This is a genomic window from Acetobacter malorum, assembly GCF_002153605.1.
In the GTDB taxonomy this organism is placed as follows: Bacteria; Pseudomonadota; Alphaproteobacteria; order Acetobacterales; family Acetobacteraceae; genus Acetobacter; species Acetobacter malorum_A.
On sequence record NZ_JOPG01000013.1, the window covers coordinates 21,933 to 38,795 of the forward strand.

Here is a 16,863-nt window from a genome sequence, read left to right on the forward strand (position 1 = left end):
CTTACTCAGTAACATCCGACGCAGAGCATGTGGCGGGCGCATTGACAGGATTGCAGCGCGCCACAGCACCACCGGGAAATGCGACCTTGTAGTTATTCCATGGCGCTGTTTCAAAAGCAGGATAGTCCGTACTGATGATCTGCGCACCAGACTGAAACGCAGTTTCCCGACGGGTCACATCCCCCTGTCGGGCTTCCACCGTATTGGCGTCTGAACGGGTTCTGACCAGATAACCCTTTTTGACAAGAGACTGAATGTTCTGAAGGGCTGCCGTATTATCCACAGCAGCGCTCCCGTTGCCCGCCTGCCCGACAAAGCCCTCATTCGCTTCCGTAAACGCGGCGTCCGGGTCTCCGGGGCGGCCATTGGTAAAGACAACGCGACCATGCAGCGCCGGGTGCCCCTCCACATAACGCGCCGTATCATGCGGGCGGTCAAACGTGAACACCACCTTGCCACGCCCAAAAGCCAGAGCGGGCCAGCCGCGTTTTAAAATAGCCTCTTCCAGCGTGGCGTAGGAGCCGCGCACATCGTCCGGGGTGAGAATGTTCTCCCGCCCGAAGACGGACAGCAATTCCGCATCCAGCTCGTCATACGTCGCTTTGGTAAACTGTTCCGGCTGAGTAAAGGGCAACTTGCCACCGGGGAGCGGCACATCCTGCTTGGTTTCCAGATCAATATAGAGAGGCAGATGGCTGGGGTGTGCGTCTGACCACTCCTTGATCATCGTCAGGCACTGGCGCAGAGGTTCACAACTGGACCGCTGGTCAATGTCCACAATATGCATGACCTTGAAGTCTGTGCCCTGCTTGTCCGTCGCATCACTCTGGTCTGCATCCGGGGTGAAACCAGCCTTTTTCTCCCACGCCACACCACGCGGGTGAGCGTAACGCTTGCCCGAGCTATCGGCATAAATATCAATCTCCAGCTGACGCACGCCTCCATCCAGCTGAGATTTCAAAGACCCATGCTGATAGTCCAGCGCGTTTGCCATATCAGCCGACTGGCTTTTCAGCCAGGCGAGCGTGGTGGGAGAGAGACTGCGCCGGTAGCTGTTATGCGTGCCGATGACCTGAATCTGGTTCATTCTGAGCGTGTCATCCGCAAAACTTGCAGGAGACGACAAAACAGAAAAAGCACAAAGCAGCGCAGGCAACGCACAAAAAACTGGTTTCATGGGGATGTCCAATTTCAGCAGGATGAGGACGGACTCTGTCTGTGGGAGGCCGATGGCCCGCATGGGATAATAATGTAGGATTTGGAAGTAAAGGAACGAGATCTGTTTTTCATATTTATTTCACAAATAGGTTTTTTCATCATCTATAAATTATATTTCATATTTTTACGGATTTATGACAAATAAAAATTCAGCTCCATTTGTGAAACTTATATTACGATTAAGGAATCATTCTTTTGCCGGGGAATGAATCTTTGTAAGGGGTGAATCATTCGAAATTCCTATGACTGAAGAGTGCACACAACAATGTCCGTATGCCGCAGTCAGCTGGTGCTGTTCCACGAATGTCCCGGAAAAATTCCGTTATGAAAAAAACGCTTTTCAAGTTTGTTCTGTGTTGTGGCATCGCTCTTCCATGCGAGGCATGGGCAGAAACCGACAGCGCCAAACCGGCTGCCCCCAAACCCAAGCAGGCCCCCCATAAGGCCGCAGCCCCCCGCACAATCAAGGTGACAAAAAAATCCGGGGACCATGCAGATTCCGGTCTGGAATCCGTGATGGTGACAGCCCAGCGCCGGGCTGAAAACAACCAGAATGTGCCGCTCTCCATCCAGCATATTGATGGCAAGACTCTTGCCAACGCAGGCTATACTGCCCTGACCGACCTGCAATATCTGGCACCGGGCGTGCAGTATGACCCAACACAGGGCGCTGCCTTTCAGATCCGTGGTGTTGGCAGTGAGTCTTTTGACTTCTCCAACGCAAAATCCGTCAGCGTGGTGGTGGATGATGTTGTGATGGATGCCCAGCGCGCCAACGGGATGATCGGCATGGTGGATATCAACAATGTTGATATCATGATGGGCCCGCAGGGCACGCTGTTTGGCATGAACTCCACGTCCGGCGTGATTGCCGTAACAACGGGCAAGCCGGTGCTCAACAAGCTGACAGCCCGGACCAGTGCGAGTTATGGTGAGCACAACGAGCGTATTCTGAATGCGACCGTCAATATTCCGCTGGGCAGCAAGGCCGCTTTCCGTATTTCCGGTTTTGACAACGCGCAGGACGGATTTGGCCGTAACGTGGTGCTGAACAAGCTGGTCGGTTCCACCAACGAATATGGCGGCCGTGCGAAACTGTTGGTTCAAGCCACGGATAATCTCGATATCACCTTGCAGGGTGACTACGCCCACCACTGGGATAGTAGCGTGCGGACCCCTGTAGGCGGGCAGAGTGAGGCTGTGACGTCCAAACTGAATTCTCTGGGCATTTATCCCAACGCCAAAAATGCTGATACAGCAGACCCGATCTACGGCAATATCGTTTCAGAAGAATATGGTGCGGCCCTGAAAATCCACACCAAAATTGGTGAAAACGACCTCAATTTTATCAGTGCATGGCGCGAGTCACTCTATAATAATAACACCCCGGTTGATCTGGTTCCTCTCGATGTTTCTGCTTATTATCCCTACAATTTTGGCAGCCTTACGACCCGGAAGTTTAGTGACGAAATTCGTTTCTCATCCCCCAAAGGGCATTTTCTGGAATGGCTGGCCGGTGGGTTCTTTAACCGCCTTGACGCCCGGCAGACGCAGTATCAGTGGGGCACTGCGGGAGCCCCGCTATACGTTGACGGCGTTCCGGCACAAAACCTGTATAACAACTCTGGCGCTGTCGGGCAGAGCGGCAATACGTCCCTTTTCCAGTCGCGCAATGAGTCTCTGGCCGCCTTTGGCCAGTTGAAGTTCAATATTTCCCGCCATTTTGATATTGCCATCAGTGGGCGTTACACCCACGACAAGAACTCTCAGGGGCTGAGCTTCATCAATACAGATGCTCAGGCTGTCACGGGATATAATCCGACTTTTACGCCGACGCATAACGCACCTGTTTACCCGTGGGGCCAGATGACGGGGCAGAACTTCTCAGGCCGAATTTCGCCTGAATACCACTTTAACCCCAATGTCATGGCCTATTTTACGTTTTCCACTGGCTACAAACCGGCAGGCATTGCCTTTGTGGGGAACAATTACGACCCCTACCACAAGGAAACCGTTAAATCCTACGAAGTGGGCATGAAGTCTGAATGGATGCACCATAAGCTGCGTCTGAACATGGATGTCTTCCGTGAAGACTTTACCGATTTTCAGGCCACTGTGCTGACCCCTGTTCCGGCAGGAAATGGCACCACCATTCTGACAAGTGCGATCGGGAATGCCGGCGGCCTCGTCAGTCAGGGTGTGGAAGGCAATGTGGCCTACAGACCCATTCCTGATCTGACACTGTCCGGGTCCGTTTCTTTTACGGATGCCCACTTTACGGACTACGTTGCCAGCACAAAAGCTAATTATACCAATACCCGCCTGACCAATGCGCCGGTCTGGTCTGCGAATGCCTTTATTGATTACCACCATGACCTGACACCGCATCTTGGCGTGCAGGCGCACCTTGACTACGCGTATCGCGGCACGACATGGACCGTGACCGGGCAGCCCGACTATTCAAAAGTTCCGGCGTATAGCCTTGTAAACCTGCGCGTCAGCCTGCTGCCGCTTAATAAGCGCCTTCAGGTTGGGCTGTATGTGCGGAACATGTTCAACCAGTATTTCTCCACCGGATACCAGCTCTACGGGACGGCAGGGTATCTGCACTACACCTCTCCCGATGCGCGGCGCACCATCGGCGGCTTTATTAATTTCAGCTACTAAACCTTACTGTCCGGCAGGTGGTTGCCCTTTTCAAAAGGGTGCCGCCTGCCGGGGTGGGGTTTGCCTTCAGACGGCGTTTCCCTGCGGGCCGAGACTCAGAACGTAGGCTAGCTGGTCCCGTTCAATCTCGAACGGACTGTCCCAGCTCTCGGTTTCCATGCAGAGTTTTCCGCGAATTTCGTAATAATCCAGCCCACGCAGACCGGCGATAAAATAGAAGAACGTATCCGGCATGTTACCCGGTGCCAGATTGATAATTCTGGTGCCTTTGCGGCAGAACATGATGTTGGTCATCGCTGCCCCCATCACGCCGACAATACAGTCCGCATTTTTAAAAAGCTTGATCTGTTCCAGCAGCGTCAGTTCCGCCGGGTCCAGACACACAAAGCCCCTCTCCTGCAAAAACGCCATCAGGCTTTCTTCATCCCTGATGGTTCTGGCCCGGTTTTTGCGCGTGAGGTACAGCCTGCGGGCCTGTGCGCCAGGCACGCGGGCCACCACGTCATCCGTGCGGGAAAAGGCCAGCGGAGACATGTAAACGCCGTGGTTGGTCAGACCGTCTACCACCACCAGTTCCTTGAAAAAGGCCACGTCCTGCACGCCCATTTCGTGATAAAGTGCGACAAAAGATGTGCTGAGCGCCACGCTATCCCGCAGCACACGGGCAAAATTGCCACTCAGGCGCGGTACAACAAGAGAGCAAAGTGGCAAATGCTCTTCGGCCAGCCAGAGTTTTGGCAGAAGTTCTACCATCCAGTGCCCGTAATTCTGCTCCCCGCGCTTGCGGAGGAGCAGGGAAGACGGACGGACAACCTGCACCGTCTGCGCCTGCTCGGCCTGCAGGATCTGGGCCAGCCCCTGCGCGCATTCCTCCGGCGTGTGCTGGGTGATGCTTTGCTGCACAAGCTTTTTGTCCTGCGTAAACACCAGACCTTCCATGGTGACATACACATCAAACAGTTTTGTCAGACGGACAGAGCCTGCGGGAAACGCGCCGGTCAACCAGCCGGGGCGCATGGCGTCCAGAATATGCGGCGGGATGGTGGAAGAGTTGAGCACACGCGGGGGAGCAAGCTGAAACGCCGGAGAAGGAACCTCTGCCACAGGCACTCTGTGCAGACTCTGGATATCCACAACGTCCACCTTTTCGTCCCTCTTCTTTCTCCCGCCTGAGACTGTGATGCGGGTTTAGCAGCCTTTCTGCAACCATTGAGCCGCCAGTGTCAGCCATCCCTTTTTGCTCCGGCGCGCCTTGCAGGGGCCGGTTTGTGGTCATAAATTAAGGGTTTATTAACGTATGGCATGGGGGACGCATGATCCCATACTCCTTTCTCGCCAACACTCTCGGTCTTGCTTCCGTGCGGGCGGGAGAGTTGGCAGTTACCATCCCCCACTCTCTTTTCGTTTTTTTGATTGAAAACTATCTGCGCAACCAGCCGTTTGATGGTGCAGCCTACCTCCGCATCAACCCGGACGTGGCGGAAGCCGTCCGGGCCGGGCGCGTTCCCTCCGCCCAGGAACATTATGTGACACGCGGCTATTGGGAAGAACGGAATGGAGCCTGCCCGCCTTTTTGCGAAGACTGGTATTTACGCCAGAACCCGGATGTCGCTATTGCCGTCCAGCGGGGAGAATGCGCCTCTGGTGAGGCCCATTATAACCAGTATGGACGCAGAGAAGGCCGATGCCCCTGCCCGGAACTGTCCGGCCTTTATACCCTGTGGCACAGCGTCTCTGCACCGCTGCCGCGTCAGGCCGCCTGAAGGGGCAGACCCTCTAGCCATAAATCAGCGACCACGATACGGTCTGCCGCATCCATGAAAACCGATCGTTCCTTCCTACCCAGACTGACTCTGGCACTTTTCCTCTCCTACCTGAGCGTGGCGTTGTCTCTGACAGCCGTGCCGGTGTACGTCATGTCCTGGCCGGGGTTCAGCAACGTGCTGGCCGGGCTGGCGGTGGGCATTCCGTTTCTCTCCACCATTTTTACCCGCAATTATGCCGGGCAGATTGCCGATGCCTCGGGCGGCCACCGCTGCATGCGGCGTGGACTGGTGCTGTATGCGCTGGCGTGTGGGTTGTGCCTGCTTTCCACCCTGCCTGCTCTTCCGGCCTTTGGGCGGTATGGGGTGCTGATTGCCGGGCGACTTCTCCTGGGACTGGGTGAGAGCCTGTGCATTGTGGGCATGATGGGCTGGGGCATTGGTCTGGCCGGGCAGCCGCAGGCAGGCCGGGTGATGGCCTGGACCGGGGCCGCCATGTATGGCGCGTTTGCCGTGGGTGGGCCGGTCGGGCTGATTGTGTATCAGCACTTCAGTTTTGCCATACTGATGGCAGTCAGCGCAGCCCTGCCGCTGGTCGGGCTGGCGTTGATCAGCACCTTGCCCGCCGCCCCGCTGCATGCGGGCCATCGGGAACCGTTCTGGGCTATTCTGAACAAAATCCGCTGGCCGGGGCTGGCTGTGGCCTTGCAGGGCGTGGGGTTTGCGGCCCTTGGGGCTTTTCTCTCCCTCCGCTTTTTGCAGGCCGGATGGGCTTATGCTGGATGGGGGCTAACCTGCTTTGGCGCGGCCTTTGTGGCCATGCGTCTGCTGTGCGGGCATCTGCCGGACCGCATTGGCGGGCTGAAAGTCGCCCTCCCTTCCCTGCTGCTGGAAGCCGCCGGACTGGCGTTGATCTGGGGCGCGCACTCTCCCTACGTCGCGCTGGTGGGCGCATTTCTGACCGGGGCTGGCTGTTCCATGGTCTACCCCTCGCTGGGGGTGGAAGTGGTGAATCTGGTGCCTGCCCCCATGCGCAGCACAGCGCTGGGCGGGTTTTCCGCGTTTCAGGATCTGGCCTATGCCGCCACCGGGCCGCTGGCCGGATTTCTGGCCGACCGCACCGGTTATGCCGACGTGTTTCTGCTGGGCAGTCTGTGCGCCATGCTGGGCGCCGGGCTTGTGTGCCTGCTGCTGGCACTTAAGCCTCAAAGGCGCTGAAAGCAGCGGGCGACCTCATCCGGGTTGACCGCATCCAACGTGCCGGGCTGCCAGCGCGGTGCGTTGTCCTTGTCGATCAACTTTGCGCGTACGCCTTCCAGAAAATCCGGGCGATGCATCAGATGGCCGACCAGTGTGGTTTCCTGCGCAAAGGTATCATCCAGTGTCTCCAGCGTACGCGCCCGGTGCCATGCTGCCCATGTGACCTGAAGAGAAAACGGGCACAGGCGGGAGAGGGCTTCAATATCCTGCCGGGCTTCTTCACTGCCGTCGGCTTCCAGATTTTGCAGGACCTGCGCCAGATCGGGCGCATTGTAGCACGCGTCCAGCGAAGGTTCCGGGGCGAGCGGAACAGGCTGGGCCAGAGCAGCCAGCAAGTCCGGCACCGGCTGAGTGACGATCTGCCTAACAAGATCTGGCAGGCTTTCTGACGGCAGCAGGTAATCCGCAAACCCATTCTGCACCGCCTGCGCCCCGTTCATCCGCTCGCCCAGCAGTGCCAGCCGCAGGCCGGAGAGGCCGGGCATCTGGGCGAGAAGCCATGAACCCCCGGCATCCGGCGTAATGCCAATGCCCGTTTCCGGCATGGCCAGCACGGAGCGCTCCGTGACCACCCGATACGGCACATGCCCGCCCAGCCCGATGCCGCCACCCATGGCAATGCCATCCAGCAGCGAGACAATCGGTTTGGAATACGCCGCAATCTGCTGCATGACGCCATACACACGGGTAATTTTCCGCACCCCGGCCTCTGGCCCCTTCACACGGATCAGATCACTCAAAGCACGCAGGTCTCCACCGGAGCAAAAGGCGCGCGGGCTTGTGCTATCCAGCAGGAGCAGCGTGATCTCCGGGTCCTCTTCCCACGCCTCCAGCACGCGGGCGATGCCCTCCGCCATTTCCAGATCAACTGCATTGAGCTTGGCTGGCCGGTCCAGCCGGATGCGGCCCACGGGCCCCATACGCTCTGTTTTGACGGTCGGTGTGCCGGAAAGGAGGGCTTCGGTCATTGCTTTCCTCTTATATTCATGCACAAAACACTGCGTCTGGAGTGGGATGAAGGAGAGCAGATGTTGGCGCTGGAAACCAGTACCTTCCGCAACGCAATGGCCAGACTTGGTGCTGCTGTTAATATTGTGACGACTGGAACGCGGGAAGACCCCGTGGGGTTTACTGCCTCCGCCGTCTGCTCCGTGACGGACACCCCGCCGACCCTGCTGGTCTGCCTGAACCGTGCGAGCCGTGCGCGTGAGGCCTTTGTGATGGGCGGCCCGCTGTGCGTGAACGTGCTTTCCGGCACGCAGCAGGCGCTGTCCAACCATTTTGCCAGCCCCAATACCATGGCGGAACGCTTTGCCACCGGGCACTGGACCACTCTGGCCACCGGCGCGCCGGTGCTGGAAGAGGCCGTGGCCACCTTTGACTGCCGGATTAGCCAGATTGTGGAAGTGGGCACGCATAGTGTGCTATTTGGGGTGGTTGAAGCCCTGCGCATTCATGAAACGGCGGGTGGGCTTGTCTATTTCAACCGCGCCTATCATGCCCTGCCGCATACGGCGCCTTAATCTGACAGGACCCTGACCCATGGCCCCTCGCCCCAAAATGGAACATGAAGATGACGTGCCGGTCATTACCGTTCGCACGCTGATTATCATCCATGTCTGTCTGGCTCTGTTCATACTGCTGTGGGGCTGGCTGGACTGGTCTTTGCCGCAGTAATTTTTGAGGAGGGTGGCCTATTACCCTCCCTTTTTGTAAAAAATTTCCAAACTCAACGAATTTTTGAGACCTCAGATCCTTCCGAGTCGGGCATAGCACCTGATAAAACCATTCCATTTCAAAGCGTTATGAATTGTATGCGTGCGGAATAATTTATTCATACCCAAACTGAAATAAACATATTTCCGTCATATATTAATTAACAGAAATGTTTCCATTTATTCACAGCGCTACAGCTTCCAAGACAATCAGACAATTTCCCCACTATGAATTATACAGTTATTGATTAATTTAAGTTAATATATTCGTTAAACGACTCTGTTTTGGTTGCTTTAACATTTTCTGAGTTATAAATATTTCTTCCTAAATATCCCGGTCATTCAATCAGGATATTTAGGAGAAGTTAATTATGGCAACAAGAGAAACCGATTACGTCACCTCCGGCCAGACCCTCACAAGCGGTCAGGTCGCTAATGGACACGATCTGGTCGTCCAGGATGGCGGGACAGCAAATAATATTGAAGTCCTTAACGGCGCAAATATGGCCGTTTCTTCAGGTGGTTTAGCCTCCTCAGTTATTATTTCCGGCGTAGCTGGCCTTGGGGTACAGGGTACTACTTACTCCGTTACCATCGAGAATGGCGCTGTTATAGACGTTCAGGCAGGCGGTTCTGCCGTGACCACCACCATTCTGAGTGGTGGCGAAGGATACGTAGAAGGCGGCGGCACATTTGATAGCGGCACGGTTTCCGGCGTTCTGAATTTTTCGGCGGGTGCTTCTGGCACGAGCAATACTGTTGACGCGGGCGGGCTTCTCAGCCTCGGAGGCGGCAGCAGCGCAGCCGTCATTGAAGAGACAACCATTAAAAGCGGTGGTTCTGCCACAATTGATGTTTTTGGCAGCCTGAATGATGGCACCATTAGCAGTGGAGCCTCTGTCACGGTTGGCAGCAGCGGTACGTTTAACGGAACAACCGTTAACGGTACCGTCACCGTAATGTCTGATGGCATCAGCACCAATAATTTTTATGTCAGCGGTGGCACGCTGACTGTTTCTGGTGATGGGGTCTCTTTCAACGATTCATTTGGTTCCAATGCGGTCGGGAACATTGTTTCCGGTTCTGCCGTGAATGCGAGCATCGGCTCAGACGGTCTTGTAAATGTCAGCCAGTCCGGCCTCCTGAATGCTTCCACTATCGTAGCCGGTGGTTCCGCAGTTATTACCAGCAGGGGCACCATTGAAAACAGCACCATCAGTGGTGGCACGGTTATCCTGTCCGGCGATAATGGGCTGGCAAAATCAACAAATAATGATTACCTCTCTGGTGCTGTTGTCAGCGTTAACGGCGCTAATATCCTGACCGGAGATACGATCGAAAACGGTGCAACTGCCACTCTCCAGAACAACGCTTACGCGACCGACGTAACCATTAATGGTCACATGACGCTGGACGATTCTTACGGCGCGGATACGGTTGTAGGAAATGGCGGTCAGCTCGATGCGCAGAATCAGTCCACTATCGTTTCACTCAGCGTACCTGGTGGAACCGCTAACCTCGCGTCCGGCACAACAGTCTCCGGCATGGCAGTATGGGATAACGGCATCGTAAATGTTGCCTCGGGTGCCACTCTCATCAGTGATCCTGACGCCCCGACCCCCTACGTCACGGTCAGCAGTGGCGGGACCGCCATTCTCCAGAATGGTGCAATAATCAGCGGCACTGTGAATGTGGAAGATGGTGGGCACATCACCATTCCGACCAATGCTGGCGGCACGATTGATCTGCAGGGCAACACCAATGTGGGCCTCACCATTTCCGGTACCGGCTCCGTCAACACAGTGATCAGCGGCTTTAATGGCACAGCTGCCGGCAATTCTGACGGCATTACGCTGACCAATGTCAAAGCAGCTGATATTGCCACCGTGACTTACCCGGATGCAGACCATGTCCTCCTGACGATGAAGGACAATTCATCCGTCGAACTGAACATCATCGGTGCGGAAAAGGCAGGGTATACTCTGGTGCCGGCGAGCGATGGCACGCTGATTTATGAAGTTTGCTTCCTTGATGGCAGCATGATCAGCACGCCGGACGGCGATGTCGCTGTGGAAACGCTCCGTGCAGGGGATGCTGTCGTGGCTTACGTCAACGGTCAGCCAGCAACCCGCCGCGTAGTCTGGGCGGGCAAAGCGCACGGCACAGTACGGCCTGAACTGGCAGATGATGAAGCCGGTTATCCAGTGCGCATTCTGAAAAATGCCATTGCAGACGGCGTGCCTTACAAAGACATGCTGATTACCGCAGAACATTGCCTGTTCCTGAATGGCAAGTTTGTTCCGGCTCGTATGCTGGTTAATGGTGGTTCCATTTTCTACGACACCTCCATTACCTCTTACGATTACTACCATATCGAAACGGAAGAGCACTCCGTCATCATGGCCGATGGCATGCTGACAGAAAGCTATCTGGATACAGGGAACCGTTCTGCATTCCGTCAGGAAGGTGACGTGGCTGTTCTGCGCCGTGCGGCCGTACGCAGCTGGAGCGAAGATGCAGCCGCGCCGCTGTGTGTGGAACGCGCTTTTGTTGAACCGCTGTTTCACGCCATTGCTGAACGTCAGACCGGCACCAGTCAGACGGCATCTGCAACCACGCACGACGCAGACCTGCATCTGGTGACAAAAAGCGGTGCTGTTATCCGCCCGATGCGTCACACCGGTCAGCAGTTCAGCTTCATGCTGCCGCCGGGCACGGAAAGCGTGCGGATTGTCTCCCGCGCCAGCCGCATGACTGACACGGTGGGGCCGTTTGTGGATGATCGCCGTATGTTGGGCGTGGCTGTTGCTGACGTTATGTTTGTCACTGCAAATCAGAACGTTGACATCATCGCTCATCTTCAGGCTGAAAAGCCGGCTGGCTGGCATGCAGCTGAAGCAGCCGATTACGCCTGGACCAATGGTGATGCGGTTCTTCCGCTGGGTAACCTTCTGCAGGGTGGCAACATGGGTATTCTGACCCTGACCATTCAGGCCGCAGGTCCGTATCTGCTCCGTGACGAACGCAGCGCACACACCATCGCGCAGTCTGCCTGATTTTTTACACGCAAGACTGACGATTTCTAAGGCAGGCCCCGCTCTTTGAGTGGGGCCTGTTTTTTATGGGGCTGATCTTTTCAGCGTGCCCGCAAACGCTGCGCCAGCCCGACCAGCAGAAAGCCCGCACCGCCCAGAAGGGCGATCCAGAAGGAGGTCGGGCAATCTGTGTACCATGACAAAATCAGCCCACCCCACGCTTCGGCCAGCGCCAGACCGGCGGCCGCGCCAAGCCCTGCCAGCGGGGACAAGCCCAGCCGCAGCACGGTCGCGGCCGGGGCCACCATGAGCGTGAAAACCAGCAGAACGCCGGTTATCTGGGCACATTCTGCCGTCGCAATCGCCACAAGCGCCAAAAACAGCACATCCAGCAACTGAAGCGGAACACCTTTGGCTTCCGCCATTTCCGGTTGCAGGGTGGCAAACAGCAGCGGGCGGGCCATGATGCCAAGCCCCAGCAGGCACCCGGCGGAAAGCAGCACCAGCCAGCCCAGCATACCGGGGCTGATGCCCAGAATATCCCCAAACAATAACGCCGTAGCCGCACTGGCCGAGCGGGTAAGCAGGTGCAGGAATAACGCCCCGACACCCATCGCGACGGACAGCACAAGACCGATCATCACATCGCGCCCGGCCACGCGGTCTCCGGCCAGACCCATCAGAATACCGGCGGCCAGTGCGCCTCCGGCCAGTCCGGTCAGGGGAGAAAGACCGAGCATGAGTGCGCCGGTTGCTCCGGCAAACCCCACGTGAGAGAGCGCATGGCTGGCGAAGGTCTGCCCGCGTAGCACCAGAAACCAGCCAACGGGGCCACACACCAGCGCCACCAGCAGCGCCGCCAGAAACGCCGTGCGCATGAAGTCATAATCAAGCATGCGCGCCGCACCCTCCGCAGTCATGTTCCTGCAAGGCTGAGCCGCCGCCTTCCGCCACCACAAACACGCGCCCTCCGGCCCGCACCACATCAACAGGCGCACCATACAGGGCCGTAAGCGCTTTGGTGGTAATCACCTCGTCCACCGTGCCGAGCAACGCCCTGCCTCGGGCCAGATAGAGCACATGGTCCATCAGGCCGAGCAGCGGATTGATATCGTGGGCAGACATCAGCACCGTCATGTTCCGGGCCCGTGCAAGAGTGTGAATCCGCTCCACCGTCTCCCGCATACGGGCGGGATCGAGACTGGCGAGAGGCTCATCCAGCAGTAGTACGGAAGGGTCATCCAGCAGCGTTTGCGCAAGCAGCAACCGCTGGCGTTCCCCACCGGACAGCGCGGCAACCGGCCTTTGCGCCAGATCCTGCGCATCGACCGCCGCAAGAGCAGCATCCACCGCCGCCCGTCCGGCGCGACCATACCAGGGCAGCCCCCAGCGTTGCCCGTGCAGAGCTGAGGCCACCATGCTCCAGCCGGTAAACTGGCCGCCTATCAGCTTGCGCATCTGCGGCATATAGCCCACGGACCGATGACCGCGCTGCACCGGCTGACCGTTGATCTGCATGCTCCCCTGCACCGCCGGCTCCAGCCCCAGCAGCGCATGAAACAGGGTGGTTTTCCCTGCGCCATTAGCGCCCAGCACCCCGACAAAACTGCCCTGGGGGATCGCCAGACTGATCTGGCTCAGCACAACGCGGCCACCCCGCGCCAGCGTGACATCGTGCAAACGGATACTGTCGGGCGACGAAGACAAGACGGCTGTCATGGGGTCGGCTGGCCCAGCACCTGCGCCACCTGTGTCAGAATGCTGTGCATCCAGTCCTGCCAATGGGTATCGGGCGGCATGATCTCCCGCACCGGCAGCACCGGCACTCCGGCGGTGTGCGCCTGCGCAATCAGCCGTTGCACAGAGGGGCGGTCCGCCTGAGCGTTATAAGCCACAAACCGCACGGCATGCTGGCGGATATCGGCATCAAACTGCGCTACGGAGGAAGCAGGCGGCTCCACATCATTCATGACAGCCACCTGAAAGGCCTGTTCTTTCATCACCAGACCGAGACTATCGGCCAACGGCGTAAAGACGGGTTCCGTGGCAGCCACAGGCTGACCCTGCACCTGCGCCCGCAGGGTGGTGACATGCTCCAGAACGCTCTGAATAGCCGCCATGACGATCTTGCCACGTGCCTCATACGCACTGGCATGCTGCGGGTCCGCTGCCTGACAGGCTGCACTAAACCGGCTGACAAAGGCCGCAACCGCGGGAAGATTATAGGCCAGATGGGCGTTATCGCCCTCATGCCAGCCGGTCCAGCCATCGGCTTTCACTACCGGCACCAGTGGCCCGCGCCGCGCCTGCACCAGACGGTCCAGCCAGGCATCATACCCTGCCCCATTGGCCACTACGAGGCTGGCCTGCGCCACCAGCCGGGCATCTGCGGGGGTGGGTTCATACAGATGCGGGTCGATGGTGGGTGTGTTCAGAAGAGAGGTGACGTGCATATCCGGTTCCGCCACCTGTGCCGCCAGATCCCCCCATGTATTTTCCGCAGCAACGACCACAGGCGTTTCCGCCGCCGTAGCACAACCGGACCATACCCCGGCAAGCATCAGGCAAGACAAAACAGAAGCAGGAAAACGCATCAGGCTGATCCTTGTCGATCGGCTGTTCACAGAGACGGCGTGGAGCGGCAAACGAGTCCTCTGACCACCAGCCGGGTGAACGTGATATTATAACATGACGGATTTGACCAGAACCCGAAGGGCTGGTCTGTTTTGCGTTCACTCTCTGGCAGGCGTAAGATAGATGCGCTCCCAAGGCCGGACTGGAGACAAACCGTGATTTCTGCCGCGCAAACTGTAGTGACCGCATGACCCCGACAGAGTTTTCCCCCGCGACAACAACGCAACTCGACCGGGCCGATGCGCTATGCAGCCGGCAGGGTGGCCGCATGACGCAGCAGCGCCGCGAAATTCTTGGTCTGATTCTGGACGCAAAAACCCCGGTGGGGGCGTATGACCTGCTGGAAAAGATCAAAACACCGGACCGTCGCCCGGCCCCGCCCACTGTGTATCGCGCGCTGGATTTTCTGCTGGAACACGGGCTGATCCACCGGATTGAGCGGCTCTCTGCCTTTGTGCCCTGCACCCACCTTTTGCATGACGCGCCGGGCCATAACCCCGACCATTGTCATGACCACGACCATGACACCTGCCTGCACACGGCGCAGTTCCTTATCTGCAAATCCTGCAAGAGTGTGACGGAAATTGCAGACTCCAGCCTGCTGACAACACTGCGCGGCATTTGCCGGGAACAGGATTTTGTCATGCAGGGGGCCTCCATTGAAGTGGTTGGCCTGTGCGCCGACTGTGCCGCCAAAGCCCGCCCGGCAGGCAAAGCCGCCCGCAAACAGGCTGTCCCCTCCCCTTCATGACCTCAAAACCGGGCCGCCCACCTGTGCAGTTTGACCTGCTGGGTGCGCAGCCCGGTAAGAAGGCCCACAAGGCAGACGCTGACCGACCCCAGCGTACAACACCAGCCAGACGTTCACCCCGTCCAAAAGCGGAAAACCCGTTACAGACCGATCTGTTTGCGCACCCTCTGCCGCCACGCCCCAAGCCACCCCGCACACATCTGGATGCTGAAGAACTCCGGCTTTCTGCTGTGCCTGCTTCAGGCTTTTCTCCGCAGGCTGCACCGGATAGCTGGCTTTATCTGGTGGAAGAGCCAGACACCGCCAGCCAGTTTGTGACCAGCGGCCTGCCCCTGCGTAAAAGCCACCCGATCCTGCTGACAGAGCGCGGTGGCGTGGCGCACTGGCTGACAAAAATGACAGATGATCCGCCGGGACTTTTCGCCACAACGCCTGTGGTGCTACGTCTGCGCCGCGCGATGGTGGCAGAGTGGCTGGAACCGGACCCCGACCACACCGCAGAATTTTCCGCTCCGTGTTATCTGCTGAGCGGAAGCAGACAGGAACAGGAGCGATAGGCAACCATGACAGGAAACACGCAAAGCGACACGCTTCTGGCTGAAGTGACACGCGGCGGCCGGGTGGAATCCCGCCATTATGGCGCGGCTGTTGTGATGGATGCCTCTGGAAAAACCGTGTTTGCCACGGGCGATGTCACCACCCCCATTTATCCGCGCTCCACTGTCAAAGCCCTGCAGGCGCTGCCGCTGCTGACGGAAGGCGCTGCGGACAAATATGCTCTGCCGCAGGAGGCGCTGGCGCTGGCCTGTGCCTCGCACCAGGGGGAGCCAGAACATATTGCCGTCGCCACGGACATGCTGGGCCGCACGGGCTGGGATTATGGCGTGCTGGAATGTGGCACGCACTGGCCGCTGGATGCCCACGCCGCCCGCGCACTGGCCGCAACGGGGGAGCAGGCCTGCGCGCTGCATAACTGCTGTTCTGGCAAGCATGCGGGCTTTATCTGCCTCTCCTGCGCAACGGGGCAGGACCCGGCCCATTACATCCGCCCGGAACACCCCATTATGCAGACCATGGCCCGCACGCTGGCTGACGTGACGGGGGTGCCGCATACCGATGCCAACCGGGGCACGGATGGCTGCGCCATTCCCACATGGGCCATTCCGCTCTCTGCTCTGGCACTCGCCTATGCGCGCTTTGCCACCGGCACGGGGCTGAGTGCCGACCGCGCGCAGGCTGCGGAACGTCTGCGGGCTGCGATTGCCTCGGCCCCGTTCATGATTGCGGGCACGGACCAGTTTGATACGCTGGTCATGCAGGATCTGGCCCCGCGTGTGCTGACCAAAATGGGGGCGGAAGGCGTGATGATTGCCGTTCTGCCGGAAAAAGGTCTGGGCATTGCTATCAAATGTCGGGATGGCGGCGTGCGCGCTGCGGAAACGGCTGCGGCGGCACTGATTGCCCGCTTTGGGGGAGAAGACGCGCCGATCCTGAACCACTTTATGCGGCGTCCGCTGAAAAACTGGAACGGTCTGGTGGTCGGTGAACTCCGCGCCTCCCGCGAACTGGCCGGAGACAGGCTGCCGGAGGCCGTGGCCTGAGTATCAGGGGTTTATAAAATGCCTGCACCGGAGACCTTATGGCAACGCAGAGAGGAGCCTCAGGCTATGATCTGCGTCGCCATGAGGGGTTGCCTTACTTAGGGGTATGGAGCGCACTCTTACGCGCTTAAACCAGAACAAAACAAAAACACTTTGCAGAAAATTCGTTTATTTTAAAGAAAGCATTAAAATATTTTTAGGGTGTCTGGTCTGACACAA

Annotated in this window: 15 protein-coding genes; 9 read left to right on the forward strand and 6 right to left on the reverse strand. The window is 58.0% G+C overall.

Features of this window, described 5'->3' with window-relative positions; genetic code table 11:
- Position 1: 1 nt before the first annotated feature.
- Entirely contained in the window at positions 2–1,087 is a 1,086-nt protein-coding gene (locus HK23_RS06530; RefSeq protein ID WP_256940094.1) for a phosphatidylinositol-specific phospholipase C1-like protein, read from the reverse strand.
- Between the two features lie 455 nt (positions 1,088–1,542).
- Between HK23_RS06530 and HK23_RS06535 the strand changes: the two genes are divergently transcribed.
- A complete protein-coding gene (locus HK23_RS06535; protein WP_256940095.1) occupies positions 1,543–3,885 on the forward strand; it encodes a TonB-dependent receptor in 2,343 nt (780 codons plus the stop codon).
- 66 nt (positions 3,886–3,951) lie between these two features.
- Here the strand turns inward: HK23_RS06535 and HK23_RS06540 are convergent, their stop codons facing one another.
- Positions 3,952–5,019: a glycosyltransferase family 61 protein gene (locus HK23_RS06540; RefSeq protein ID WP_143217504.1), complete on the reverse strand. Its 1,068-nt coding sequence runs from the start codon at positions 5,017–5,019 to the stop codon at positions 3,952–3,954.
- A gap of 179 nt (positions 5,020–5,198) precedes the next feature.
- Here HK23_RS06540 and HK23_RS06545 point away from each other — a divergent pair, with 179 nt between their 5' ends.
- Positions 5,199–5,648, forward strand: coding sequence for a hypothetical protein (locus HK23_RS06545; protein WP_086653348.1), 450 nt, complete (start codon positions 5,199–5,201; stop codon positions 5,646–5,648).
- Between the two features lie 54 nt (positions 5,649–5,702).
- Complete coding sequence (locus HK23_RS06550; RefSeq protein ID WP_086653349.1) at positions 5,703–6,866, forward strand: arabinose transporter; 1,164 nt, start codon at positions 5,703–5,705, stop codon at positions 6,864–6,866.
- Here HK23_RS06550 and HK23_RS06555 read toward each other — a convergent pair.
- Positions 6,854–7,876, reverse strand: a complete 1,023-nt coding sequence (locus HK23_RS06555) for an enoyl-CoA hydratase/isomerase family protein (protein ID WP_086653350.1) — start codon at positions 7,874–7,876, stop codon at positions 6,854–6,856. The genes HK23_RS06550 and HK23_RS06555 overlap by 13 nt on opposite strands.
- A gap of 60 nt (positions 7,877–7,936) precedes the next feature.
- Between HK23_RS06555 and HK23_RS06560 the strand changes: the two genes are divergently transcribed.
- The 3 genes from HK23_RS06560 (at position 7,937) to HK23_RS06565 (ending at position 11,679) form a co-directional block, all read left to right on the forward strand.
- Positions 7,937–8,431 carry a flavin reductase gene (locus tag HK23_RS06560; RefSeq protein WP_086653402.1) on the forward strand — a complete coding sequence of 165 codons (495 nt, stop codon included), beginning with the start codon at positions 7,937–7,939 and terminating at the stop codon, positions 8,429–8,431.
- A gap of 19 nt (positions 8,432–8,450) precedes the next feature.
- Positions 8,451–8,585, forward strand: coding sequence for a hypothetical protein (locus tag HK23_RS14745; RefSeq protein ID WP_256940096.1), 135 nt, complete (start codon positions 8,451–8,453; stop codon positions 8,583–8,585).
- A gap of 409 nt (positions 8,586–8,994) precedes the next feature.
- The gene (locus HK23_RS06565; protein ID WP_086653351.1) at positions 8,995–11,679 is read left to right on the forward strand and encodes a Hint domain-containing protein; all 2,685 of its coding nucleotides are present in this window, start codon (positions 8,995–8,997) and stop codon (positions 11,677–11,679) included.
- Between the two features lie 80 nt (positions 11,680–11,759).
- On the opposite strand, the gene HK23_RS06570 is transcribed toward HK23_RS06565, so the two are convergent.
- Genes HK23_RS06570 through HK23_RS06580 form a run of 3 tightly spaced genes read right to left on the reverse strand, consistent with a single transcriptional unit; the run spans position 11,760 to position 14,252 of the window.
- Positions 11,760–12,554: a metal ABC transporter permease gene (locus HK23_RS06570; protein WP_086653403.1), complete on the reverse strand. Its 795-nt coding sequence runs from the start codon at positions 12,552–12,554 to the stop codon at positions 11,760–11,762.
- A complete protein-coding gene (locus HK23_RS06575; RefSeq protein WP_086653352.1) occupies positions 12,547–13,377 on the reverse strand; it encodes a metal ABC transporter ATP-binding protein in 831 nt (276 codons plus the stop codon). The genes HK23_RS06570 and HK23_RS06575 overlap by 8 nt, the downstream gene beginning before the upstream one ends.
- Positions 13,374–14,252, reverse strand: a complete 879-nt coding sequence (locus HK23_RS06580; protein ID WP_086653353.1) for a metal ABC transporter solute-binding protein, Zn/Mn family — start codon at positions 14,250–14,252, stop codon at positions 13,374–13,376. Before HK23_RS06580 ends, HK23_RS06575 begins: the two co-directional genes overlap by 4 nt.
- Positions 14,253–14,479: 227 nt before the next feature.
- Between HK23_RS06580 and HK23_RS06585 the strand changes: the two genes are divergently transcribed.
- Genes HK23_RS06585 through HK23_RS06595 form a run of 3 tightly spaced genes read left to right on the forward strand, consistent with a single transcriptional unit; the run spans position 14,480 to position 16,644 of the window.
- Complete coding sequence (locus HK23_RS06585) at positions 14,480–15,043, forward strand: Fur family transcriptional regulator (protein ID WP_086653354.1); 564 nt, start codon at positions 14,480–14,482, stop codon at positions 15,041–15,043.
- Entirely contained in the window at positions 15,040–15,600 is a 561-nt protein-coding gene (locus HK23_RS06590) for a hypothetical protein (protein ID WP_086653355.1), read from the forward strand. Before HK23_RS06585 ends, HK23_RS06590 begins: the two co-directional genes overlap by 4 nt.
- Before the next feature lie 6 nt (positions 15,601–15,606).
- Positions 15,607–16,644 (forward strand): asparaginase, encoded by a 1,038-nt coding sequence (locus HK23_RS06595; RefSeq protein WP_086653356.1) that lies wholly within the window; start codon positions 15,607–15,609, stop codon positions 16,642–16,644.
- The last annotated feature ends 219 nt before the right edge of the window (positions 16,645–16,863 follow it).

Bases quoted from the DNA above. Each gene is read 5' to 3' on its own strand.
- HK23_RS06530 (WP_256940094.1), bottom strand. From the start codon at position 1,087: ATGAACCAGATTCAGGTCATCGGCACGCATAACAGCTACCGGCGCAGT.
- HK23_RS06535 (WP_256940095.1), top strand. From the start codon at position 1,543: ATGAAAAAAACGCTTTTCAAGTTTGTTCTGTGTTGTGGCATCGCTCTT.
- HK23_RS06545 (WP_086653348.1), top strand. From the start codon at position 5,199: ATGATCCCATACTCCTTTCTCGCCAACACTCTCGGTCTTGCTTCCGTG.
- HK23_RS06550 (WP_086653349.1), top strand. From the start codon at position 5,703: ATGAAAACCGATCGTTCCTTCCTACCCAGACTGACTCTGGCACTTTTC.
- HK23_RS06555 (WP_086653350.1), bottom strand. From the start codon at position 7,876: ATGACCGAAGCCCTCCTTTCCGGCACACCGACCGTCAAAACAGAGCGT.
- HK23_RS06560 (WP_086653402.1), top strand. From the start codon at position 7,937: ATGTTGGCGCTGGAAACCAGTACCTTCCGCAACGCAATGGCCAGACTT.
- HK23_RS14745 (WP_256940096.1), top strand. From the start codon at position 8,451: ATGGCCCCTCGCCCCAAAATGGAACATGAAGATGACGTGCCGGTCATT.
- HK23_RS06565 (WP_086653351.1), top strand. From the start codon at position 8,995: ATGGCAACAAGAGAAACCGATTACGTCACCTCCGGCCAGACCCTCACA.
- HK23_RS06570 (WP_086653403.1), bottom strand. From the start codon at position 12,554: ATGCTTGATTATGACTTCATGCGCACGGCGTTTCTGGCGGCGCTGCTG.
- HK23_RS06575 (WP_086653352.1), bottom strand. From the start codon at position 13,377: ATGACAGCCGTCTTGTCTTCGTCGCCCGACAGTATCCGTTTGCACGAT.
- HK23_RS06580 (WP_086653353.1), bottom strand. From the start codon at position 14,252: ATGCGTTTTCCTGCTTCTGTTTTGTCTTGCCTGATGCTTGCCGGGGTA.
- HK23_RS06585 (WP_086653354.1), top strand. From the start codon at position 14,480: ATGACCCCGACAGAGTTTTCCCCCGCGACAACAACGCAACTCGACCGG.
- HK23_RS06590 (WP_086653355.1), top strand. From the start codon at position 15,040: ATGACCTCAAAACCGGGCCGCCCACCTGTGCAGTTTGACCTGCTGGGT.
- HK23_RS06595 (WP_086653356.1), top strand. From the start codon at position 15,607: ATGACAGGAAACACGCAAAGCGACACGCTTCTGGCTGAAGTGACACGC.